Origin of the sequence: Paenibacillus stellifer (assembly GCF_000758685.1) — a bacterium.
Taxonomy (GTDB): domain Bacteria; phylum Bacillota; class Bacilli; order Paenibacillales; family Paenibacillaceae; genus Paenibacillus_AQ; species Paenibacillus_AQ stellifer.
In genome coordinates, this window is record NZ_CP009286.1 from 858,867 (window position 1) to 883,823 (window position 24,957).

General features: G+C 43.2%; 20 protein-coding genes and 1 pseudogene. 17 read left to right on the forward strand and 4 right to left on the reverse strand.

From position 1 onward, the window contains the following. Positions 1–12: 12 nt before the first annotated feature. The 10 genes and pseudogenes from brxL to PSTEL_RS04095 all read left to right on the forward strand — a co-directional run bounded on the left by brxL (position 13) and on the right by PSTEL_RS04095 (position 14,757). The gene (gene brxL / locus PSTEL_RS04050) at positions 13–2,088 is read left to right on the forward strand and encodes a protease Lon-related BREX system protein BrxL (protein ID WP_038693638.1); all 2,076 of its coding nucleotides are present in this window, start codon (positions 13–15) and stop codon (positions 2,086–2,088) included. 53 nt (positions 2,089–2,141) lie between these two features. Further along, on the forward strand, positions 2,142–3,134 hold the full coding sequence (locus PSTEL_RS04055) for a hypothetical protein (protein ID WP_038693639.1): 993 nt from the start codon (positions 2,142–2,144) through the stop codon (positions 3,132–3,134). 11 nt (positions 3,135–3,145) lie between these two features. Continuing rightward, entirely contained in the window at positions 3,146–4,591 is a 1,446-nt protein-coding gene (locus tag PSTEL_RS04060; RefSeq protein ID WP_169744533.1) for an AAA family ATPase, read from the forward strand. A 670-nt stretch (positions 4,592–5,261) separates the two neighbouring features. Continuing rightward, on the forward strand, positions 5,262–6,818 hold the full coding sequence (locus PSTEL_RS04065; protein WP_038693642.1) for a DUF262 domain-containing protein: 1,557 nt from the start codon (positions 5,262–5,264) through the stop codon (positions 6,816–6,818). Between the two features lie 186 nt (positions 6,819–7,004). Continuing rightward, on the forward strand, positions 7,005–8,357 hold the full coding sequence (locus PSTEL_RS04070; RefSeq protein WP_038693644.1) for an IS4 family transposase: 1,353 nt from the start codon (positions 7,005–7,007) through the stop codon (positions 8,355–8,357). A 10-nt stretch (positions 8,358–8,367) separates the two neighbouring features. Next, positions 8,368–10,356, forward strand: a pseudogene (locus PSTEL_RS04075) (DUF262 domain-containing protein); the annotation flags it as partial. Between the two features lie 360 nt (positions 10,357–10,716). Then, complete coding sequence (locus tag PSTEL_RS04080) at positions 10,717–11,898, forward strand: IS110 family RNA-guided transposase (protein WP_038693101.1); 1,182 nt, start codon at positions 10,717–10,719, stop codon at positions 11,896–11,898. 370 nt (positions 11,899–12,268) lie between these two features. Continuing rightward, positions 12,269–12,745 (forward strand): helix-turn-helix transcriptional regulator, encoded by a 477-nt coding sequence (locus PSTEL_RS04085; protein ID WP_038693646.1) that lies wholly within the window; start codon positions 12,269–12,271, stop codon positions 12,743–12,745. 14 nt (positions 12,746–12,759) lie between these two features. Then, a complete protein-coding gene (locus PSTEL_RS04090; RefSeq protein ID WP_038693648.1) occupies positions 12,760–13,329 on the forward strand; it encodes a hypothetical protein in 570 nt (189 codons plus the stop codon). A 21-nt stretch (positions 13,330–13,350) separates the two neighbouring features. Then, a complete protein-coding gene (locus PSTEL_RS04095; RefSeq protein WP_038693649.1) occupies positions 13,351–14,757 on the forward strand; it encodes a hypothetical protein in 1,407 nt (468 codons plus the stop codon). 613 nt (positions 14,758–15,370) lie between these two features. Here PSTEL_RS04095 and PSTEL_RS04100 read toward each other — a convergent pair. Both PSTEL_RS04100 and PSTEL_RS04105 read right to left on the reverse strand, forming a co-directional pair. Then, positions 15,371–16,126 carry an alpha/beta hydrolase gene (locus PSTEL_RS04100; RefSeq protein WP_038693651.1) on the reverse strand — a complete coding sequence of 252 codons (756 nt, stop codon included), beginning with the start codon at positions 16,124–16,126 and terminating at the stop codon, positions 15,371–15,373. A gap of 973 nt (positions 16,127–17,099) precedes the next feature. After that, on the reverse strand, positions 17,100–18,134 hold the full coding sequence (locus PSTEL_RS04105; RefSeq protein ID WP_038693653.1) for an IS630 family transposase: 1,035 nt from the start codon (positions 18,132–18,134) through the stop codon (positions 17,100–17,102). Between the two features lie 177 nt (positions 18,135–18,311). On the opposite strand from PSTEL_RS04105, the gene PSTEL_RS04110 reads away from it, so the two are divergent. Beyond that, positions 18,312–19,124, forward strand: coding sequence for an amino acid kinase family protein (locus PSTEL_RS04110; protein ID WP_038693655.1), 813 nt, complete (start codon positions 18,312–18,314; stop codon positions 19,122–19,124). Between the two features lie 14 nt (positions 19,125–19,138). After that, positions 19,139–19,972, forward strand: coding sequence for an amino acid kinase family protein (locus PSTEL_RS04115; RefSeq protein ID WP_038693656.1), 834 nt, complete (start codon positions 19,139–19,141; stop codon positions 19,970–19,972). Between the two features lie 233 nt (positions 19,973–20,205). Here PSTEL_RS04115 and PSTEL_RS04120 read toward each other — a convergent pair whose 3' ends face one another. Together PSTEL_RS04120 and PSTEL_RS04125 are read right to left on the reverse strand one after the other, a co-directional pair. After that, positions 20,206–21,087 carry a LysR family transcriptional regulator gene (locus PSTEL_RS04120; RefSeq protein WP_218917573.1) on the reverse strand — a complete coding sequence of 294 codons (882 nt, stop codon included), beginning with the start codon at positions 21,085–21,087 and terminating at the stop codon, positions 20,206–20,208. Positions 21,088–21,108: 21 nt separating this feature from the next. Next, positions 21,109–21,459 (reverse strand): hypothetical protein, encoded by a 351-nt coding sequence (locus tag PSTEL_RS04125; protein WP_038693658.1) that lies wholly within the window; start codon positions 21,457–21,459, stop codon positions 21,109–21,111. Positions 21,460–21,917: 458 nt separating this feature from the next. Here PSTEL_RS04125 and PSTEL_RS04135 point away from each other — a divergent pair, with 458 nt between their 5' ends. The 5 genes from PSTEL_RS04135 to PSTEL_RS27370 all read left to right on the forward strand — a co-directional run bounded on the left by PSTEL_RS04135 (position 21,918) and on the right by PSTEL_RS27370 (position 24,944). Continuing rightward, positions 21,918–22,460 carry a hypothetical protein gene (locus PSTEL_RS04135; RefSeq protein ID WP_038693661.1) on the forward strand — a complete coding sequence of 181 codons (543 nt, stop codon included), beginning with the start codon at positions 21,918–21,920 and terminating at the stop codon, positions 22,458–22,460. After that, on the forward strand, positions 22,457–22,945 hold the full coding sequence (locus tag PSTEL_RS04140) for a PD-(D/E)XK nuclease family protein (protein ID WP_084064678.1): 489 nt from the start codon (positions 22,457–22,459) through the stop codon (positions 22,943–22,945). Before PSTEL_RS04135 ends, PSTEL_RS04140 begins: the two co-directional genes overlap by 4 nt. Before the next feature lie 46 nt (positions 22,946–22,991). Next, a complete protein-coding gene (locus tag PSTEL_RS04145) occupies positions 22,992–23,534 on the forward strand; it encodes a hypothetical protein (protein ID WP_156995770.1) in 543 nt (180 codons plus the stop codon). A gap of 476 nt (positions 23,535–24,010) precedes the next feature. Then, positions 24,011–24,421 carry a tellurite resistance TerB family protein gene (locus PSTEL_RS04150; RefSeq protein ID WP_038693666.1) on the forward strand — a complete coding sequence of 137 codons (411 nt, stop codon included), beginning with the start codon at positions 24,011–24,013 and terminating at the stop codon, positions 24,419–24,421. Positions 24,422–24,440: 19 nt separating this feature from the next. Then, a complete protein-coding gene (locus PSTEL_RS27370; RefSeq protein ID WP_156995771.1) occupies positions 24,441–24,944 on the forward strand; it encodes a hypothetical protein in 504 nt (167 codons plus the stop codon). The last annotated feature ends 13 nt before the right edge of the window (positions 24,945–24,957 follow it).

Sequence of the window (24,957 nt, forward strand, 5' to 3'; positions counted from 1 at the left end):
GAGGGCTTCGCAATGGAACTAGAAGCAAACCAGTATACGCCGGAAACGGATGATGCGAACGCGGTTATTCATCAGAAACTACGTAAGCATTTCGACGGTAAGATTGTCCGCAAAGACCTGACCAAGGCCATCAAGGAGGGGGCGAACGTTCCCGTCTACGTCTTGGAGTTTTTGCTCGGTCAGTATTGTGGCTCCGACGATCCTAAAATAATCGAAGACGGAGTGAAGAATGTAAAGCGAATACTCTCCGATAACTTCGTGCGTCCTGACGAAGCGCAAAAGGTACTGTCTTCACTACGCGAGCGCGGTAGTTATACAGTTATCGACCGTATAACAGTGAGTTTAAATATCAAACGTGACCGTTATGAAGCTGACTTCTCAAATCTTGGTGTTCGTGATATCCCCATATCTTCAGACTATGTGTCTAAATACGACCGCCTATTATGCGGCGGCATCTGGTGCATCGTTGGGCTTGAATATGAATACATCGAGGAAGATAAGAAGTCCACACCTATTCGTATTGTGAAAATTACGCCTATTCAGATGCCGCACATTGACATGGAGGAGATAAAAGCCGGTCGCAGAGCCTTTACAAAGGATGAGTGGATAACCGTCCTGCTCCGCTCCACGGGTATGGAAGCGGATAGGTTTTCGGAGCGAGAGAAGTGGTTGCAACTCGCACGTATGTTGCCGCTGATAGAGAACAACTTCAATCTGTGTGAACTTGGTCCCCGTAGCACAGGCAAGTCGCACCTGTATAAGGAGATTTCTCCGAACAGTATCCTCGTGTCGGGTGGGCAAACCACAGTAGCGAATCTTTTCTACAATATGTCGAGCAAGACCGTTGGGCTTGTTGGGTTATGGGACTGCGTGGCTTTTGATGAGGTCGCAGGTATCACATTCAAGGACAAAGACGGCGTTCAGATCATGAAAGACTATATGGCTTCTGGTTCATTTGCCAGGGGAAAAGAGGAAAAAGCGGCAACAGCCTCAATGGTCTTTGTAGGAAACATCAATCAGAGTGTGGATGTTCTGCTGAAAACATCGCACCTGTTTGACCCCTTTCCTGAAGCGATGTCGTATGACACGGCTTTTCTCGACCGTATGCATTGCTACATACCTGGTTGGGAGATTCCGAAGTATCGCCCAGAATCATTCACCAACGATTATGGCTTTATTACTGACTACCTTGCTGAGTTTATGCGTGAGATGCGGAAAGAGCCGTTCGGCGACGTATTCGACAAGTATTTTCGTTTTGGAAGCAATCTTAACCAGCGCGATGCTATCGCTGTCCGTAAAATCGTTTCCGGCTTGGCCAAGCTGCTCTACCCCAACGGTGAATTCAGCAAGGAGGACATCAGGGAGATCCTCACCTTCGCACTCGAGATGCGCCGCCGCGTCAAGGAGCAGCTAAAGAAAATCGGCGGTATGGAGTTCTACGATGTGAATTTTTCCTATGTCGATAACGAGACGTTCGAGGAACATTATGTTTCCGTGCCGGAGCAAGGTGGCGGTAAGATAATCCCAGAGGGGATGACAAATCCGGGCAACGTCTATACGATTTCTCAAGGTAAGAGTGGAATGATAGGTGTTTACCGCCTTGAAACTCAAATGCTACCCGGCAATGGCAAGTTTGAGCGCACTGGGCTTGGCTCCGACCGCGATGCAAAGGAAGCCACTAACACAGCTTTCAACTTCCTGAAAGCGAGCGGTTCGCAGATAAGCGGTTCTATCAGCACGACCACAAAGGACTACATCATCAACTATCAAGACTTAAATGGCATCGGAATGACGAAATTCCTAACGCTACCATCTGTGATTGCACTTGCCTCCTGTGCCCTGAATAAACCGACGCTTTCGAGCCTTGCAGTACTTGGTGAAATAAGCATAAGCGGCACAATTCTCAAAGTCGAGGAACTTGCGAGCACCTTGCAAGTCTGCCTCGACAGCGGCGCGAAAAAAGTGCTGTTACCAATAACATCAGCTCCCGAACTTGGTTCTGTACCGTCTGATCTTATCGGTGCTTTCAGCCTGATATTTTACACAACCCCGCAGGAAGCTGTGTTTAAGGCTTTGGGTGTAGAGTGAGTACTTGATATAGACTATTCTATTTTCCTGGCTGATGGAAGGAGGAATACAAATTGAGGTCATCAAATGCATCAGCATCAGCTTTTGGTTGGGATTTTCAAAGTAATGCGGCAATTATGCTGATGCTTAAAAACATTGAGAAAGCCTTCAAAGTAAAAGTGGAAGGTGCGGCTGAAGATGTTGAGATTACCTTTACAGACGGGGAAACGCTGATGTCACAGGTGAAGGCGGTCGTAAAGCCTGACGATTACAGCCATGTCAAAGAGAAATTGAAAGCGGGACTGCAAACACTAAATAATGCCTCGAAGCTATCAGACGTAAAACAGCTTGTTTTCGTTACAAATTCGCCGAATCCCTTCAATGACACGACAACTATGTTTAAGTTTAGTAGTCCGCTTAACATAGTGCCTTTTCCGGAGCTACCGACCGCTTGTCAACAAACTATAAGCGATATTTGCACCTCGGAAGGATATGATTTCGATACCGCATTGCTTACAGTGTGCGTGATGCAGTTCCACGGCGAAGATGAGGACGAGCGTTACAAGGTTTTGTCGACACTAACGACCGAATTTCTCAACAATCTTGGTGTTCATAAAATTTCTACAAACCAGTTGCTTACTCTTTGGCAACATTCATTTGCTGTCAATGCCTCGCAACTAACGACCTCAATCACTAAGAAACGAATGGTGTGGCCGGTAATAGCAATCCTCTGCGAGGTGGGTAAAGATGATGCGGAACTTGTAGATTTTGACGAGAGCGATGTTGCCGAAATATTACAAAAGTACAGGAGTGTTATCAACAATAAAAGCGAAAATTTTGAATTCATTTCTCGAGTTCTTAGCGACTATAACGAGTTCCACCCAGAAATGAAATCAAAAGAACGAACAATTAAATTCATTGACAACAACTGGGGAAATTATAAGGACTTCTTTGATTTGAAAAGTGCAGACTCGATCACCGAAGAGATGGTCATTCACCTAACCGTAAGCAATGTCTTAAGGAGCCGTAAAGTCATTGCGGAAATTAAAGGTAAGGTGAAATTATGAGGATAGTTTCATTGCAGGTTAATGCTAATCAGCTAACCCTCATAGGTGATAATCATAAGGTGTTCTTGTTCGAGCAAAACGTCAATTTAGTTCTCAGTACAAAAAACAGCGTTGGAAAAACAACACTGTTGCGCTTACTGATGTACGCTTTGGGTTATCCAATCCCAAGTACCCGTGGGATACGCTTTTCTGAATACGAAACCGTACTAACAGTGGTTGGCGCAAACAATGAGATTTTTGTGCTGACAAGAAACAGGGATTACATTGAGGTACTGCACAACAAGGTGGATAAGGGTTACTCACTTCCCGTAGAGCAGAATGAGTTGCACTCTTTAATTTATGGCATAACCAACCTTGAAGTGGTCGACAATCTGCTTGGTGCTTTTTTCTTAGACCAAGAAAAAGGATGGACTCTATTAAACCGAGGCAAAGTGATAGGAAATATTCGATTCTCGATTGAATCTTTGCTACGTGGATTGTCTAACAGAACAAACGATGAATTGGCGCAGCGGCACGCTGTCGTCAAGCGAGAAATACAGAAATATAAGCACATGCTTGATATTGCGGCATATAAGGCAGAAATCAACCGACTGGGCGAGACCTCCTTTATCGACTCTCCGGCAGATGATATTGAAAACGCACTTGAAGTATTGTATTGCGAGCGAAAGCCTTTAGAAAAGGAACTCAGTAGAATTAAAAGCGTAATCCGCAAGAATACTAACTTCGAGAAGTTCATTACCTCTTTTGGGCTTAGGGTAAAAGCACCAAACGGTGACGAAGTACCGGTTAATAAGGATACTCTAATCGGTTTTGGAGATACCGCTGACTTACTTGTGGCAAGGCAAAAGATCAATTATGAGCAACTTGCAGCTATCGATAGGAAGATCGCTTTGTTAAAAGCACAGCAAGACGATGAGGCGATGTTAGTTGATGTAAAGACAGGCCTTCAGCAGTTTGATTCCGAAATTGCCAAAATCAATGTTGATGCTTTGGCTACTCAAAAGATAATCGCTAAATTGGAGCAGGAAAGAAAGTTATTAGAACAAAGAGTAATCAATAGCGTGAAACATGATAATCCGCTCATCAGTGAACTACATCAACTGATTTCGTCATATGCAGCACGGCTCGGATTGGATGAAAGATATATTAGTGCAAAGAACGACTACATTTTCACCAACGATCTGAAATCGTTGTCAGGAGCGATTTACCATAAAGTTGTTTTTGCATTTAAGATTTCTTATGTCAAGTTGATTCAGCAGCATACAGGTCTTTACTTACCGTTAATTTTAGATTCGCCAAGCGGGCGCGAGGTGAGCGTGGAGAATATTAATGAAATGATGACGATTCTTGCTGAGGATTATGCTGACCACCAAATAATAATAGCTTCTATCTACAATAGCTACGCTTTTCCAAACAAGAACACTATTGTTTTGCAGGACAGAATGCTACCGTTTTGATTTATATTTACATGAGGTCGCTTCCGGCATACGAAATGTATCTCAGAGTTATTTCATACCCACAACGTGTCCACATTTTGCCCACAAACTCTACCCACACATCTTATTCACATGAACCAATTTTAAAGAGAACCAGACGAAATAGTTACAAATAGACTCAAAAAAACCATAAAATTATTTGTCTCATGGCCGGCGGGATGCTAGCTAACTCGGATTTTATGAGAGGAGTCGCCGTCACAAGGTTAATTGAAGAAGCTACTCATCAAGGTATGCTGGTGAGTTAGCTTCTTTGATTTGGCTAAAAGCTCATAGCCCGTTTGTTGGATCTCCACTTGCTATACCTGAAATTGAAGACATTCAACGAATAGATTTGATGGGATTTCTTTATAGAGTATCCCTGGGAAATACCATATAATGGAGTGAGTGAGTTACCACTGTTGAAAAAACAAGGTGGTTAACTTTTGGATTGCATTTACAAGTGATTTGTGGTGTCAAGCAAGGATACCATCTAATTTTTATCATTTTAAATGTGGCTGTCACATTATTATGGTTGAGGGACCGAGTATGAGTAACTGGAGTCGATCCTTATAGGGCTACCATTGTGGGGAGCATCAGGCGGTGTTGAACGATCTGCCTTATATTTTATCAGCCACTGTTGGGAGGGAATAATATGTCTGTTGAAACAAAAACGATCGGTGAGCTAAAGAACCATCGTTTCTTCGTACCGTCATATCAGAGAGGCTATCGTTGGACTGAATATGAAGTAACCGCTCTGCTTAACGATATATCAGAATTTTCGAGCGAGGGAGGTAAGCGCTACTGTATTCAGCCACTTATTGTTAAACGTCGTAAAGATGGTACTTTTGAGGTAGTTGACGGCCAACAACGTCTTACCACTATTTACATCTTTATGAAAATCGCATCGCAGGAAATCCGCTCTGCTACACCGCCCTTTGAGTTGCAATACGAGACCCGTAGTGATAGCGGAAACTTTTTGCAATCCCTCTCTGATGATGAAGATCTTGGAGTTAAAAAAACAAAAAACATTGATTACTATCATATCGCCTCTGCTTATGAGACTATAAACAACTGGTTCGATAAGCAAGTAGACAAGTCGGTCGCCATACAGGAAATGAACACAAAAATAAGGAGAAGTGTCTTTTTCATCTGGCACGAAATGCCCGATGACAGTGATCCAATTGCTCTGTTCACTAAGGTGAACTTAGGCAAAATTCCGTTGACAAATGCAGAGTTGATTAAAGCCTTGCTACTAAACAAGGATAATTTCAGTACAGATATAAATAATCGTCAAACTGAAATCTCGATTGCGTGGGACAGAATAGAACAGGGTTTACGTGATGACTCCTTCTGGTATTTCCTAAACGAGAAGGAACAGAGCGGTACAAGAATAGATATGTTGTTTGAGTTGCTAGCAAATGAATATAATGCCAGTTTACCGACAAAGATACCTATAAATCAGAAGTACTTCCCATTTTCAGTTTTTTCAGCTACCCTAAATGCTTCTGCTGACAAGGAAGGCTTTGTTAAGGCATTATGGGGAGAAGTTGAAAAGTTGTATGCTGATTTCCGAGAATGGTACGCTGATTTAGATAAGTACCACATTATAGGTTATCTTATTGCTACAGGTGTCAAAATTGCAGATGTATTCGCCATTACACGTGGCAAAAGAAAAAGTACAGTTACGAGAGACTTGCTTGAAAAGGTAAGAAGGGTGACCGGTAAGACAGATAAAGATGTTCTTAATAGGATATCATACGGCACAGATAATCAGAAAATCCGTAAACTGCTGCTGTTATTCAACGTCGCGACACTTGTATGTAAAAGTGAAAAGCAGTACCGCTTTCCCTTTGATATTTATAAAGGTGAAACGCGTGATCGAATAAGGTGGGATATTGAACATATTCATGCAACGGCGGATGAAACCGATGACGCTGACGATTCCTTATGGAATTTAACCCTGCTTGAACGCGGAACAAATCGGAGCCCTTTATATGCAGATAAACCTTTTAACGAAAAACGTAAGGTTATCCTAGAACGTGAGTCAAGAGGTCTCTTTGTGCCATTATGCACAAAGAATATCTTCTTGAAAGTGTATTCCAGAGATTTGACTGATATGGATATCTGGGGAAATGATGACAAGGCTGATTATATATCTGCAATGGCGCTTACATTGGAAATGTTCTTTGAAGGGAGGTTTGGGAAATGAGTGAATGTAAGATTGACACGTTGCTCAAATTATTAACTCAACTTTCGCACCTGGAAAAATGGCTTAAACCCTTGAGCGCGTAAGGAGAATTCAATAGATTTACTCGTATTGACAAAAAACACCTCGCTTGTTTGGTATCATGGAAGTGTCGAGCTTACCATGCCAACAAGAAAGGTGCGTAACCCTATGTTACAACAACATTCCCTGTCTGAACAGTCTCGCTTTTCCAAACTTTTTGCCACTCTTCACATTGGAAAAACCTTACGGCAAGCGGGCATTTCTAAATCTTTCGGTCTTTCCAGTCTAGCCATTTTTCAAATCATATTCTCTTTGGTTTTCGAAGGGAAGAACTGGTTTCGGCTTTTGGAAAGTGACCGAGGAGCAGATCTTCCTGGCAAAGATGTTGTTTATCGGTTCTTAAATCAAGCTTCTTTTGCGTGGCGACGCTTTTTGCAGGCTTTAAGTCTTCGCATCGTGCGCCATTTTGAATCGCTTATTTCGTCACATCGAATACGTGTGTTCATTATCGACGATTCTGTTTTGAGTCGAAACCGGAGCAAAAAAGCAGAGTTATTGGCACGAGTTTTTGACCACTCTACGGGCAAATTCACCAAAGGCTACACCATGCTGACTCTAGGTTGGTCTGACGGTTTTAGCTTTGCTCCGATTGACTTTGTCATGCTGTCTTCAGCCAAATTAGCCAACCGTCTGTGCGAAATGGCTTCGACTCTCTCCAAACGCAGTAACGGCTACAAGCGCCGGATGGAGGCCTTATTTCGGAAGCCGGATGCTGTCGTAGCCTTGTTGGAACGAGCTTTACGTGCCGGATTGGCCGCCGACTACGTGCTTATGGATAGCTGGTTTACTCAAGCTCCACTGCTCCGTGAGCTCGCCGCCAAAGGGCTTCCCGTGATTGGTATGGTGAAGGAAATGAAACAACGCTACCTGGTTCAAGGTAAGCGAATGACACTCGGCGAGGTGTTTCAAAGCCTTCCCGCATCGAACGCGAAAGACATTAAAGGCTCGGTCATCGTGCACACCGCCTGCGGTTTGCCTGTGAAGCTTGTGTTTGTCCGCAACCGGAATAAAAAACGGGAGTGGCTGGCCATTTTAAGTACCGATGTGACGCTGGATGCAGCTGAAATCGTACGAATCTATGGCATGCGCTGGAGCATAGAGACCTTTTTCAAAGTCACCAAAAGCTATTTGAAACTGGGAACTGAATTTCAGGGCCGTTCCTTTGACGGGCTGATTAGCCATACGACGATTGTATTCAGCCGATATTTGGCAATGGAATACGAACGGCGTCAATCGAGTGATGACCGAACCTTGGGAGGGCTCTTCTTTCTCTTTGCCGACGAGGTCCGCGATCTGGACTACCAGACCGCGCTCCAGCAGCTCATGAGTTTATTTCTCGAAATGTCCCAGGCGAAAACCAAGAAGAACAAAATAGCTGTTTTTTGTCAACTACAGGAATGGATCTCCGGTTTACCCAGCTATATCAAGGGTTTGTTTGGAGATTTGAGCTGCGAAAGTTGAGTTATTAAGTAAATATTATGTTGAAGTTCCGATTATACAGCGTGATTATGCCCAAGGCCGACAGGATGACCATACGAAAATGGTGCGTGACAACCTGCTTGCGGATATGAAGTCGGCAATCCTGGGTGAAACTAAGCCACTTGACCTTAACTTTGTATACGGTAAAGCGGAAGGTAGTAAATTCATTCCGATAGATGGCCAACAACGGTTGACAACACTTTTTCTGTTGCACCTATATGCGTTTTATAATGATAGCTCAAAAACAAAACTACTTCGGAACTTCAGCTATGAAACACGCACAAGTTCGCGTGATTTCTTAGAGAAGTTGACAGAGAATAGGGCCGCAGTTTTTTCATCCAAACTAATTCCATCCAGGGAAATCGAAGATTCAGAGTGGTTTGTCTTGAGTTGGAAATATGACCCTACTATACAATCTGTTTTTATAATGCTTGACAAAATTAAGGAAACGTTTGAGGATGTCGAGAATCTGGATCAGTTACTGACAGATCAAGAGTCTGAGCCTATTGCATTTAAATTTCTGGATATTGACGATCTCGGGATGGAAGATAGCCTATACATAAAGCTCAATGAACGTGGAAAGCCTCTCACGCCGTTCGAGAATTTCAAAGCGCGGCTGATTGGTCGGCTTCAGAAACTCCAGTCAACTTTAACAGACGATTTTGAGCAAAACTTCGACCGCGAATGGACAGATTTGTTTTGGTCAAAAAGTTGGAAGAACTTTGATCAAACATATTTGGCTTTTTTTTCCGGTCTCCTAATGAATGCGGGATTCTTTGAGAATGAGGCAAATTGGTCGAACACGCTCGATTATGACAAAATTGGAGAGGAGGTTTTCGGAACAGCATTCTATACATTGAATTTCCTATGCCAAAACCCAGACAACAATGAAGTCCACCAACTTGTATTTAATGCTCTGAAGGAAAAACGTACATATCAGGATAGGGTTTTGTTTCATGCTGTGACAACTTATTTGTTTCATGCAAAAGGCATCGATACGGGCTCGTTAAGAAAGTGGCTTCGGATTATTCAAAACCTAACTTTGAATTCTCAAATTGATCAGCCAGTTTTATATCGTCGCGCCATTAACGGTATTAATTCGTTGTCTGAGAATTGGAATGATTTAATAGAATATTTCTCCCGCAATGGAAACGTGACAGGGTTCTCACAAGAACAAATAGAAGAAGAACGGTTAAAGGCTCAGTTAATATTACAGAGTGTAGATTTTGCAGAGGAAATATACAAGGCAGAGCAACACCCATATTTCAGTGGGCAAGTCCGCTCCGCACTTTGGTATTCAAAGAACGGTGTGGGGAAATATGATAAAGATTCTTTTGTTCGATACTGGGACAAGATATCCTCTTTATTTGAGAGAGGCAAGCCTAAACACGGGCATTTGCTACGACAGGCATTACTAACGTATGGTGACTTCACCATATCTGTAGGGGAATATAAAACATTGTGCGTTGATGACCCGAACGAAGCAGCAAGCACGCCGAGTTTGAAACGACTATTTTCAAATCATGGAAATGTTGTAAAATGTCTTTTGGATGAGCTTGATACAATTAGTGATATCAGAAGTCAACTAGAAGATATTGTAAACAAAGCAACGCTACCCAAAATTGACTGGCGATACTGTTTTGTCAAATTTCCCGAATTGTTCAAATGGATGAGCGTATCACATTTGCGTTTGCGTAAGGTGGGTGATGAATTACTTATCATCCCAAACAAATCTTCTAACGGATACAATTATGAGGTATTCTCAACCGCATTGCACTATGCATTAAAGCAGCAAGGCATCAGATCGGATCTTGAAAGTGAATTGGGTACTTGGGCAATCCGATATTTGCGTTCAATGGAGCACAAAGTTAAATTTAAAAATGGGAAATTCATAGTCATAGATGCAAAGGATATCGTAGTTCTCAAAACAAAAACAGACGATCCCATTGCTGAGGCAACGCATCATCTACTTAAACTATGATTTGTCATTCCCAGCGACCAATTTGCCGCGTTACGCAAGTACCCGGAACCGACCGAGGGTACAGTACCAAAGGTCTGGAAAATCTATTCCCCGTTGGCCACGTGGCTGACGGGGGATTTTTCGTATTATCAGGTTAGCCAGTAATTACTGGTTGGCCTTTTTTTATGGTCGTTTTACGATGAGGAAGCCGGGAGAACGTGGTGGTTTTAGGGGCAATGACCCCGTCACAAAAACTGTTCTCCCACGACCTCCAATGACCATGTTTGAGCTGGTAGAGGCTATTGACCTCGCATCACAAGCGAAGCTATGGGTTTGGAACCATCGTGGGATAGCCGGTAAATCTTTTATTTGGAGGTTGTTATGGAACCAGTTATAGGTGTGGATGTGGCAAAAGGGTTTAGTGTGCTTCAAGCCTTTACGAGACGAAACGAACCTTATGGAAGGGCAGAAAGCCTGTCGCATGAGGAGCACGGGCTTGAACGGTTGGGGGAGCTCCTCGCGGAGTTGCAGGAGACAACAAAATGTACTCCGGTAGTGGTTTTGGAAGCGACAGGGCACTACCACCGGGTACTGGTAGCGTATCTGGAGCGTGGCGGCTGGAGGTACTTTATCGTGAATCCGTTGCAGTCGAAACGGGCCAAAGGAACGCAACTGCGCAAGGTTAAAACAGATGCTGCAGATGCATGGCATTTAGCAGATATGTATTACCGCGGAGACGTTACACCACATCGTATATGGGACGAAGCGTTTACAGAGTTGCAGCATGTGACCCGGCAACATGAGTTTGTGACGGGGATGTTTGTGCAGGCGAAGTTAAACACCAGAGCTTTATTAGATCAGGTTTTCCCGGGGTACGAGAAGGTCTTTCGGGATCTGTTTTCGGTTACGTCTCTAAAGGTGCTGGCGCGTTGTCTGGAGGGAGAACCGGGAGATCTTCATCAGATCATCGAGAACAGTGGCGCAGGGAAGTCGCGGTCGAAACGCTGGGTTCAAGAAAAAGCCGAACGGCTCCAGGAAGTGCTGACGCATTGGAAAAAGCAGAGGAGAAGTTCTTCTCAAAGCGTTGCTTTGCACGGTATGGTTAGCTTATTGCTTCAGTTTTCGGAGCAGCTAAGTACATTGGAGAAGCAAATGGAGAAGATGGCATCCAGTCTCCACGAAGTAGAACTAATGAAGAGTATACCTGGCGTAGGAGATAAGCTTGCAGCAGCCCTTGTCGCTGAAATAGGGGACGTAGGACAGTTTCAAAACCCGAAACAACTCGTTGCTTTTGCAGGCTTAGACCCTGGCATATTCAGCTCAGGGAAGTTTAAGGCGACAAGCTCGAAGATCACGAAACGTGGTTCCAAGAGACTGCGACGTGCTTTATATTTAGCGGTACAGTGTGGGATACGCGGGAGCATCAACCGTAAGCTTCGAGATTATTATGATAGAAAAAGAAAAGAGGGCAAGGCTTACAAGGTGGTCGTGATCGCTTGCGCCAACAAGCTTCTTCATCACATATTCGCCATCCTCAGTAAGAACCAGCCCTATAACCCTTAAATCCATATTTCCCCAAATATCCTTTACTCATGAAGGTTATTTGTCATGCTCATAAAATAGTATACCAACAAACCATTTGCAGACCAAGAGCAAAAAGCTTGACAAGTATTAGCTGGTTTTTGTGTAACGCGCGCGCTAGCCCGGGCAAGGCACAATTAGTCGGTGGAGGGCCTGCGACGGATGCGCTCCAGCCGAAACCGTGTTCCGTCCGGTCGAGGTAAGAGGCGTACCGCTTCGTTGGCGAGCGTTCGGAATAAATGCAGAGTGTCCACGCGGAATTTTTACAAAGACAAATAAATATATTTAGTCAAATATATTGACACAGTTAAATCTAGTTGTTATTATGGCAACAGATGGGGGGAACATCCAAATGGAATCGAAAAATAAACAAACCGCTCAGATCGCTTGTTTACAAAGTAATCTATCCGCTATTAGGAAAATTGCAGGATGGACGTCCGAGCAATTAGGCGACAGAATCGGCGTTACGAAGCAAACCATTAGCAATCTGGAGAACGGGAAAACTCAGATGACTCTGACTCAATATATTGCAATTCGATCCGTCATCGACTTCGAAATCCAAACGAATAAAGAAAACACGGTCTTGCCGCAAGTTGTAGAAATACTGCTTAATCGAGATGAAGAGTACACTGACGAAGAGCGCGAGAAGATATCTGAGATGGTTCAAACTATTGCAGCTACCGCTTCAGGAGGAATAAGCGGAAAAGCTTTAGCAGCTGTAAGCGCTGGATTACTTGGAGGAATTTTTGGGGGCCCTTTAATAGCGGTCGGAGGAATTGTAGCCGGTACTACATGGCTTGCCAAAATTTTAAAAGACAAGAAAAAATAAAGAGGAGTGTTATCATGGGAGAATACGTTAAAAAGAAAAAAAATATGAAGTTTCAGAGCGTTGATGCCCTTCAACAAGTCGTAAATGTCGTTAACGAAGCTGCCGCAGCGTTGAAAGATAAAGGAAGAACGATGCGCGAAAGCGCTATACCGGAGGTGCTGGCCGGAGCGCTAGGCGCTGGGATAGGCGCGGTTGGTTCTTTTGCAGCATTATATGGATTGGGTACCGTAGGGCTAAGCGCGGCCGGAATTATGAGCGGATTAGCAAGCGCCGGAGGAGGAGTTGCAGCTGTTTTAGGAGGAGCCGTCTCTGCTTCCGTAGCGGGCGTTTTTGTTTTGGCGGCTCCAGTCGCAATATTAGCGGCAGGCGGAGTCGGCATTGCATCGCACCTGAAACATAAGCAGCTAAAACAGGAAAAGGAACGTCTTTACCAAGAAGCGGTAAGGAAACAAACTGCTATTCTTAAGGCCCTTAAGGATGAGCAGGATGCCGATAAGGGTCGAATCGAATATTTAACTAGTATAATTATTTTATTGCAACAAGCAATCAAGGACCTTAAAGCCGACTTAGGGTACGCAGCCTAAGCTTTGAATGGAGCATAGCGTATGGGGAAATACAAGTACAATGATAAAGAGAAGGAAATTAATAAAGTTCTTAAATTAAATCAGATGCTGTCCAATGAAATAGAAACCGAAATGCGGCCCTCCCGTGAAGCCGCAGATTCCGCAATCCGTTCTGGCGAGAGTTTGTTAAAATTATTAGGTTATGGCGCAGAAGTAGAAGCTATGAATAAGAGCATTAAGCAGGATGATAAACATTTGCCATATCGCAAGCCCGTATTGCGAGAATGGGATGAGATTGTCGAAGAGGCTAATCATGCGATCAACGACGATGTTGAATTGGAGGATATTCTATCGGCACAGGAATTCCGAATCGCTTACGATGATTTAGAGCGAATTAATTCGGAGTTTGAACGCAAGGTCAAGCTTCGGAAAATGGATTTCCAGTTCTTACTGATCGCAACGGCATTACAAACCGTTCGCTGGATTTTGACTCCCGAACTAGGGGATAAAATAAACAAGGATGAAAGAATGTCTCACGACGACAAGCAGATAAAAGCTGAAGTAAAGCGACAGAACAAAGAGTTTAAACGAAAGCATCTTAAATCGGAAAATCAAGGAGGAACCTGGGAAGTCAATAGGAGCGAACGAAAAACTTGGATGGATATGGTGTTTAATTCCGTTCCATATGATGCAACCAAAGGTTCAAGAGACTTAGGAATAAATCTGGAGGGCGGGTATCACAGATACAAAACCTTAGGACATGATCCGATTCTAGGCTGGATTTTCGGTACGGCGAATATCATGACAGATACGATCACATTGAATTCCTTTGTTTCGTATCGAGTCAGAAATATGACAATCACGGATGAGATGATATCATTACCTACATTATTCGCTGAAGTGAAGGATGTCATCGATTACGATATGCATTGTTTGCCGGCCGCCTTATTCGCTCAAGGCGTTCACTTGAAGTCGGATATGTATACAAAATTGGGGTTGCCTATTCCTATTTTGGGCGCGTTTTCGGAAAACCTGTCTGGAAAGTTGTATCGTGGTCAATACGATGCGCTCTGCTTGGCGAGAGATGCGAAAATCGTAGGAACTTCGGCCACGCTTGCTATTATAATAAATATGATCATTGGTTTGGTTCATGGTATGTTTTATAATAAAGAAAAAGACGGAGAACGAGAATTTTTCGAGGCGAGAACAAGGAAAATATTGATGTATTCCAATGTGATCGCATCTACCTGCAATGTAATTACAGTCTGCATCATTAACAATCCCAAGAAATTGGACATTGGCGGTTTGTTAGTTACGATTAGCAGACTATTTACAGATGTTAGGTTCATAGCGAAACTAAAACAAGAATTTGTTCAAGCCAGCTTGGATGCCGGAATGCAGAGGGAACTGGCTGAGATCGAGGCCTTATTTTCCGAGCTGTCGGATTGAGATTTACATATTATGCAGTCATTATCGAAGGGCTTCTCATGAGGTCAATGAACTTGCGGGAAGCTTATTATACCCTAAGGTCGGTGACCACATATTGACCACAAACTAATCGGAAACATAAGTATTTATAAGGGATTAATGCACGTCAATGGGTGCTCTCAGTGGTCAGAATAAACAAATTTAGATCCAAAAAACACATAAAACTGTTTATGTGTTATGGGCGGCATGATGTAGACAAACATTCACCATACACTGTGAATTTGTTCCTAGCAATTGATTGATACAGCATTAACAGCTTTCTGGTTGGGGACGAATTGGGGACGAAAGCTGTCATTTAGTTCAAGACGGCAACCAAACAGAACCAAGTAAAAATGGAGAAAGCCTTATAAATCAAGGGTCTAGCCTGCCGCGGCAAATAGGAACCAAATAGCCTATGCTCCCGCATACGGTGCATACAGAATGTTGCTGCTTGCTTGAATGTACGTCAAGCGTTGAAAATCAAGGGGTTTAAGCACATTAGCAATAGCCATAAGTATTGAGACCCTTGAGGATACAAAAAGATGACAGCTAATGACAGCTAAGTGAAATGTGGATATTTGGGGAGTGTCCTGTGCTATACTATTTTTTCCAAGTCGTGGCCAATTTTCTCGAATTTCCTGTACTCATGCGGGATATTCAACGAATCCAAATATAAATGTAAAATTTCATTATCGCAAAATAATATGTCAGCTGTGCCGATATGAATATCAATTTTTAGTTTGCTGCGAATTTTTTCCGCATTTTGCCGTACCAAGCATAAAATATTGTTTTCCTCCAAATACCATTCTTCTCTCATCATATCTTCGTATAACTTGATGACTTTTTCCGGTGCTACTCCCACAGTGCGGTATTCTTTGAGGTAGAGATGGTGATAGGTTCCTGCGTAAGGGGTTACGGAACCAAACAGCTCGGGGTGCTTAATTGCATAATAAAATGCCATGTTGCCGCCCATCGAAAACCCCGACAGCATTCTGTTCTCACGGGTTGTGTCTGTTCTGTACTGACCGTCGATATGGGGAATCAGTTCCTTAATAAGGATGGATTCAATTTGCAATAAGGCATCGAAATAATTGTCTTCCGACGAAATAGCGTTGACAAAAACAGTAATGGCTCGTCTGTTTTTACAGACCTTTTCCAGCGGCCATATCTCGGAAGATTCGTTGCCCGTCCATCCGTGAATGTGGTACGCAACCGGATATTTTTCGCCGCAGTCTTTGTACCCAGGCGGAAGGTAAATATTATAGCCTATTTCGTGGTTTAATACTTGGCTATAAAATATTTTATGAGTAACATATTGAGGTGATTCTGCTGGTGGGTTTACAAAGTTCATTCAACACTCCTCCGATGCCGGCTACTATAAATATTCCTATAATTTGATTATATTACTAGACAGACAGTATTCAAGTATAAGATAGACGGACTCATCTCCTATCTCGAAGAGAAAATGATTTACATTTTTGGCTATCGACAACCGAGGCGATATTTATTGATCAAACTCCACTTCTGCGGCGGAATTTTTTTCTTAAGGCGCGGCTTCCTCAAGCTCGGGAGATTCATATAACCTCATCGGTAATATCTACCCAGGGCATGTGGAGTGTTGCTCACTGTTAGTGAAAAATTAATATGCAAGATGCAAAGGTGTCTAGCCCCCTCATTTCGAGAGGGCTTGTTTATGTGAGAGGTGAAAAATGATTATTTGGTGCATTATTCAGCAAGCCCTGTGTAGCATTATAAATGGATAGTGTAGAACCGCAAAACCTATGGCAACGCAAAATAAAAGTGAAACTAAAGGAACAAGGATTCGTCGTGTCCAGGCGCCGTATCGGGCGAATCTGATTCAAGCCGCAAAGAGAAAGGCACGGGACTACCGTAATGTCCAAAATTTGATCGCGATGGTGTATATGACGGCGAACAAGCTTAGACTCTCAACGCTCGCAGCTCGTCGAGAGTAGTCACCTTCCCTTTATATCAGGGGTTAGGAATCTATTGAAATAGACAAATCTATGCTCCTATTCTTGCTAGCTTACCCATCCGGTAGAGCGAAGAGTCTCTTTATTACATAATTTTGGGGTTATTGAACTGTCGGAGCCATTGAGTGTTGCAGTACTAGTGCCTCTCCTTGCGCATTGTCCTTGAAAGAAAACACATGAAATATATACCAGGATGTAATGTATAGGTTTTAACCTATGATAACCATATCAACATACAATTATAAATATGATAACTTTGATGCTACTATTTAAATAACGCTATTTTAATATTAAGTTGCAAACTACAGTATATATAAGTTGAACTGAAAATCTTTATACCCGAAGAAGTAAACGGTCAATTACGGCTTGAGGAGTTCGGTTGATGCTTTTCATAAAAGCGGCCACATGGGAACGAATGACGTAGAACTTTTGGAAAAACACATTGTTCACGACATCGTGCTTTAGCCATTTCCACAAACCTTCCGTGGGATTGAGTTCCGGGCTGTACTTGGGTAAATAGACCAACTGCAATCGGGCGTGCTCCTTGAGAAAAGGCTGAATTTCATCGGCATGATGAATGTGGGCATTATCCAGGACAACCACGACCTTGCCGGAATACGTCTGTAAAATGTCGGTCAAGAAGCGTTGGAACGCTTTCGCATCCAGTTTTTCTTCTTCCCGGTGAAGGGCATGGCCGGTTTCGTAATCGATCGCTGCAAACAGCTTGGCACCCTGATGCTGGCCATACGTCTTAATTTTTCGCTGTTGTCCTCTCGGAAACCAATTGTACTGTAAGGCTAGATAGGCCCGAATAGCCGATTCGTCTTCAAACAGCAGGTGATCCACTTTTCCTTGATCTAACTGGTCTTTGAGCTCAGGTAGCGTGACTTGGCGAAACTGCTCTTGCTCCTCTGGATTGGCCTTTGCCAAAGTATAGGTCGCCTTCGTGTAGCTGAAGCCAAGGCGGTTCAGCATTTTGGAGACGCCTTTGAGCGTGTAGTCTTCGCAATACTCCCGAAGAATCCAGGCACGAATGAGTTTTAACGTCCAGGTATACTTCGCTTCAAAGCCAACATCGACAGGGCGTTTCTCAGCGATGACTTGCTTCAGCCGTTCCTCTTGCTCATTCGAAAGTCGCTTGGAACCACCCGGATATTCACCCAATTCGAGACCTTGCAGTCCATTCTTACGGTAGTTCTTCCAGTATCCGCTGATGGCCGGAAAGGATCTGCCCAAAATATCGGCAATTTCGGTGAGGGTCCGGCCCTCTAGATGCAGCCTTATCGCCAAATATCTTTCATACATCCGGGTACTTTCTGTTTCCTTCATGGCTTCTGTCAGTTTTCCGATCTCTTGTTCTGTAGTCATTTAAATCTCCACCTTTTCAGGTTCTTTCTTACCTTTTACCCGATTCTGGCGGTCCTTAATGTTACGAGTTCAATTTATATAAGAAGAATCTGGAGCAGGGGAGGGTTAGCCTACCTGAATGATTATTTTGGGGAAACGTTTTTGACATATAAATTTATACTTTAAGGAGGCCTTTCTATGGCTAACACTATATCAGAACTCGAAGAGCTTTTGAAACAGAAGCATCTGTCCGATCCTGAGCTCCACGCGGCAGCGGAGAGTGCGGAAGACTATCGGATTCTGCCGGACGTATCGGTTGTAAAGATCGGCGGACAGAGCTTTTTTGATCGCGGTCGGTCGGCCGTTTTCCCGCTCGTTGATGAGATTGTCGCGGCTCGCAAGAATCACAAAATGATGATCGGAACAGGCGCAGGAACACGGGCCAGACACCTCTACTCGATTGCAGCAGGTCTCAACCTGCCTGCCGGTGTACTCTCACAACTGGGCGCCTCGGTCGCAAATCAAAACGCCGAAATGCTTGGACAACTTCTTGCCAAATATGGCATTTCATCGGTCGGCGACGCCGGACTCTCTGCGGTTCCGCTATACCTGGCTGAAGTAAACGCAGTTGTCTTCAGCGGCATGCCCCCTTACGGTCTCTGGATACGGCCGGCTGCCGGAACTGTCATTCCGCCCTACCGTACTGATGCCGGTTGTTTCCTCGTAGCGGAACAGTTTGGCTGCAAGTCGATGATCTATGTAAAGGACGAAGACGGACTTTATACCGCCAATCCCAAAACAAACAAGGACGCAACCTTAATCCCGAAGATCTCGGTTGCTGAGATGAAGGCGGAGGGACTACAGGATTCTATCCTTGAGTTCCCTGTGCTTGACCTGCTCAAAGAAGCTCGCCATGTTCGCCAAGTGCAGATCGTGAACGGCCTTGTTCCTGGTAACCTGACGCGTGCGTTAGCTGGCGAGCACGTCGGAACCATTATTACTGCAGATTAAGGAGGGGACTATAAATGACAAACACATCTAACAATATTAAACACGTTACATCTGCGCTTGCCAGTCAGACGCTGCTCGATGGCACACTCACAAGCCCTGTCGCGAGTGTACCCCCGGTCAAGCTTCTTCCTTGGCTGCAGGTCATTAAGCTCGGCGGGCGATCCATCTTTGACCGTGGTCAGGAAGCCATTCTTCCCATTGTGGAGGAGATTCGGAAAATCCTTCCGGAACATCGTCTGCTCATTCTCACGGGGGCTGGTATCCGCGCCCGTCATATTTACGGTGTCGGTCTTGATCTCGGTCTTCCGGTTGGTTCGCTGGCTCCTCTCGCCGCCTGCGAAGCGGGTCAAAACGGTCATATCCTGGCAGAGCTGCTCGCGCAGGACTTCGTTTCCTACGTCGAGAAACCCACGATCTCCAACCAACTGGCCAACCACCTTGCCAATGCTCCTACAGTCGTGGGCAGCGCCTTCCCGCCTTACCACAACCATGAGTTTCCAACCTCCCGCTTACCGATACACCAGTCGGACACCGGTGCATTCCTCGTTGCGGATGCGCTTGGGGCAGCCGGTCTTACGATTGTCGAGGATGTGGATGGGGTCTACAGTTCCGACCCCAATGGCCCTGAAGGACAGGACGCGAAGCTTATTGACGAAATAACATATGACGAACTCGCGAAACAAACAGGCACATTGCCGGTCGACCGTACTCTTCTTGAAGTCATGGCTAACGCACGCCACATTCAGAAAGTGCAAATCGTTAACGGACTGGTACCGGGCCGACTCACGGCAGCTCTGCGTGGACAGCATGTAGGTACGATTATACGTACCGGTGCAGCGCGCCCATAAGAACTGAACAACTAAGTCCAACGAGGCGTTATAGCGGGAAACCGCTATGACGCCTTTTAGGTCAGCAGTAACATTAGGGCTTACAGCTCGCTAGTATGAAAGCAACAGCTGTTAAATAATCCGGATCAGTTATGTTAGCTGCATAAATCACGTTGTAAGGACTCGATTAAAGTTGAAAGTCCTTGTGGATTTTTACGTAAACGAAGCGTAATAAATCTGCAAGGTTTTTTGATTCATATTTGGTGGCAAATTCTAATAAAATCCTGTATTGCGTCTGTAAAAAATTTGTTTTTATGATATACAATTGCTAACTTCCTGTTTTGTTCTAATCCTTCTACTTTTAGTTCTTTTAACTCTCCAGAAGCAATATACTCCTTTACTATTTGAAAGGGCAGTACAGTAATACCAAACTTGTTTTTTGTAGCATTAATTAAGGCTACTGCACTGGTACTTTCCCAATATGGACTAATAAATAACCCCAGTTGACTCATTTTGGATTCAAATAAATCCCTGACGCCAGTTCCCTTTTCCCGCAGTAAGAGAGGCTCATTAGCAATATCGTTTGCAGTAATAACTTTTTTCTCAAATAGATGATATTCGGGATCAGCCACAATCACAATTTTGTCATCATAAAAGATGTCTTGAATCAAGTCAGATGGATTATCCAATTCTTCAATAACAGCAAGATCCAACTCGTTTTTTCTAAGCATATTCGTAATAACAGAAGATTTATTTACGACTACCTTGATCTCAGAACTTGGATTTAATATCTTAAATTGTTCGATACATGTATTTATTAAGACTGTTCCGGCAGTATAATTGGCCCCTATAAACAGTTTTTTCTTAATTGAGTCCTCTCGAAGACTCTCCTCCATACCATCAATAAGCTTAATGATATGGTTAGCGTATTGATATAATTTCTCTCCCGTTGAAGTAGGGTATAGCTTTCGAGATAAACGTTCAAACAGAACAACTTTATACATGGATTCAAGTTCGTGGATGGCTTGGCTTACTGTCGGCTGTGATATAAACAATTTTCTCCCGGCAACAGTCATGCTTCTTTCGTCATATACGGTCACAAATATTTTTAAATGTCGAATTGTTATCTCACTCAACTCCCTTCTTAACCGATTCTTCTATAAAATAGTAGTCTTTCCTTTGGCGGCCAGATAAATATCGAATTTTGAATCGTTTCGAACTTTATTTGCGAGCTGCTTGGCTAAAGTCATCTTGACATTTCTCGTGAAAGTAAGCCATATGTCAGGTAATAAATCAGATACAATGAACATATCTCCGATCTTAACTTTTTGCATATCCTTTAACATTTCAGATATTAGATTGCTAATAGAGGTGGTATTACCTCTTCGATCAGCATAAAGCATTACACAGTAATGTTGAAAAGAAGATAATGAAAAACCAAGTTCTCCTGCCATATCAGTCAGCATATCAAAATCTTCATCCGAATAGTTACTATAAATTCTTCTCATAATGTGTCCTCCGATAGGGTTTGGTGCTACTGTATTTTAGTTATAAAGTAGAATCTATTGTTATTTGCGTCAACCACATTGTTTACTTTATCGTTATCCCTCCACGTCCACCGTCACACCGGACTTGAACTCTACCAAATACCTATCCTCATGGACCGTAACCTTTTCAATCAGCCGCCTGACAAGCTGCTCGTTGTATTCGGTGATGGTGGTGGGCTGGCCCCTTATTGACCGTCTTTGTATTCGCATGGAATCTTCATTTCAGAAACTTATCAAATCTAAAATCATTAGTTGAACCTATCTATGAAAATAGAACTGATTAAGAGAAAATGACATACCGAAAAGAACAAAATATAAATGATTAAAATCATTACGAAGAACATATGTTTCCTGACATATATATGCCCAGCCATTAATTTATACTTCAAGAGAACAGCAGTTGAGAGGAGATGTTTTCATTGCAAACAGTTGAGCTGACTGAGGAAATTCTTAAATCTACAGGCTGGGCGTACCAATTTGATTTGTCTGTTTTAGCCAACTCTAATGAAGATACCATTAACGAGCATACTACAAATGTATATTTATCAGCACTCCAAGCTCTATCCAAGCAGAAATCCAAAAAATTATTAATAGGTCCGTTTTACTTTTGGATTTGCCAGAAAAGGATTTTAGGAGACAATAATCGATTTGTAGATGGTTTTGCGTTAATTGTGACCCCTTTCTATCAAGAGGTTGTTGGTAGAGATGTGGATCCGATTGTTGAGACAATGTGGAAGCATAAAGGATATATTCGAATGGAATCTGCAATCCCGATATTAGAAGGTGCCGTTCCTCTTTGTGTTTTTGAAGATGGCCAAGCAATTCCTATTGAATTGGATGCAGCATTGCTGGCCAGGTTGAACGATACATTTGAAGAACATCAATATATGCTTTCGCTGGTGAATCCGGGAATGACGTTAAGATCTAATCCTTACGTGGAATTCTATAGAAGGAGCAGATGATGAAGAGCGTATTTTCACGACTATTTCGGGTGCTGAATAGCAGCAACAGCCATCCTCACGAGGACTTTCTGACTGAAGTGTTCGCCGAATTTCTCTGTAATCAGGAGACGATGATTGATTTTATCGGAAATGTATTAGAAATTCCAGTGCAGGAAGTGAAGCATTCATCCATTCAAACACAAGTAACTTTTCCGGCATTGCCCCATCATCAGACGGATAGCCGACCGGATATGGTGATACGATTTTATGAAGGACAGAAGCCATATGTATTGTTCATCGAAAGCAAGCTAGGCTCTCAGGAAGGAACGGATCAGCTCTCTAGATACGCGGATCACCTCAGCGTACTCGCTAATCAAGGAAAGAAATATTATCTTATCTATTTAACCCAATATGCTGATGAAAAGGATGCTTCGCTCATATTAGAGAATCACGCAAACATAGTTTTTCAGGCAGATGCGGTGGTTTCAAATTTTCAAGTGGATTAAGCAGTTGGAATCGAAAAATATCTATGCGTCCAAAGTTTTGGACTATATGGAGGAGATCGGATTGAAAGATAATCGGCAGTTTACGCCTGTTGATGTATATGCGATCCAGAACATGAATCGGCTACAACGCATGATGGACGAGTGCATGGATGGAGCAGTAGACGGTGTAATGACAGAACATTTCGGTAGGGCACTTCAGCAATATAACCGTTATAACCAGCTAAAGTATCAGGAACGATATGCTAAGGCTAGTGAACAAGAGGGGCGAGCCACCGAGGTGACTGTAGGTTTTTATTTAACAGATGACGATTATCCCATTGTTTCCGTTGTTTACGAATTCTGTCCACGACGCTGCTCAGACGTTCCTAAAGTTGTGGTTGCCATGCAGAGCTTTATTGCTACGCATTCGGGCTGGGAAATCTTCGATCTAAACACTGACGCAGAATGGCAAGGGATTTCCTGTGATCGTAGTTTAGTCGAATTTCTTCATTATGAGGATCACATCAACGAAATTCAAAAGTTTTTCCTCGAGAAATTAAATGAGCTTCATGAGATTAAAGTTAAAAATCCAGACTTGCACTGGAAATAACTATAGCAAATGGACCATTGCTCCAATCGCGATGCTCTCCAGATATTTTCCATTCCCTTTAGCGGTGAAAATCCGGAGACCAAAGCGACCCTACCACGTTTCCAAGTCCTTTCGCTCTGTTGCTCAAGTGGGTAAAGTGAAGTTAAATTAAATAGTAGACACAGAATATACTGAAAGGAGCAAGAAACGCGTTCACTTCTTGAGAGGCAGAACGAAGGAATATAAGGGCAAATGCCCCGCGTGACATGGGAGGGTGAGCCGTCAAGAGTCAGTTGTGGATATCCGAAGTGCGATCGCATGGATATTCCATGGATTAGGAACAACATTCTCGAATCTCTATTCCTGCCACCGCCTCTTTTGGTGAATAATGTAATATTTACACGATGTCTCCATACCCCAGTCTATCAATGGGTGAAAATCGAAGAACGAGTGAGTAAACAAGAGGAAATATTAATTTATACTGGGAGAGTGGGAAAGTGGAGTATCAAGAACGAGTATCTTATTTAGAAGCACTAATGTTTATGGCAACAATTGATGAAAAGGTAGAAGAAAATGAACTCGAGCACTTTAATCGAGTTGCCGCAATGTATGGAATTTCAAGTGATGAAATTGAATCCATTAAGGAGATCGTTTTGAAAAAAGAAAAGACTGTAGAAGAAATTCTATCACCTATCAAGTCTAGGCAGACAAAACTAGCTTTGATTTATGAGTTGTTGGCACTATGTTATACAGATGGTTCATATAATTTTGCTGAAAAAAATGGTATGACTAATGTATGTAATATACTGAATATCGAAATTAGTAAATTGCGTGATCTTGAAAATATTATTGAAGAAAGTATTCAATTGCAGAAAAAGATTAATACGATATTGGAACGAGAAGAATAACGTGGTGAGGTGAACAACTATGAAAGCATGGAAAGTAGTTGCATGTTTAGGCGCTGGGGCACTTTGCGTAGTTACAGGTGGTTTGGCAGCCCCAGCGATAGGAGCAGTTGTTGGTTCTTCGGTTTTGGGTCTTTCTGGTGCAGCGGCAACATCTGCTGGGCTTGCTGCAATCGGTGGAGGTTCTCTGGCAGCTGGTGGACTTGGAATGGCCGGAGGAACAGCTATTATTTCTGCAGTAGCTGGAGGAGTTGGTGCAGTGACTACAGTAGTTGCGACAAATGTTGCTGAGGGAGCAAAGGCTAAGAAGCAGAATGAAGAACTAAGAAGTGAGTTAAGAAATTCAAATATTGATAATGCCACAAAACAAAAGGTAATCATGCAGCTAAATGAGAAGGTTGAAAAACTTAGAAGAGCTTTGGCTGATGAAAAGGCACGAGCGGACAAGTCTGATGATAGGATAGGATTAATTGAAGAACAACTGGCAGACATGTTAGAAAAATTGAAAACTGCACAAACAGCATGAAATAGGGTGATTT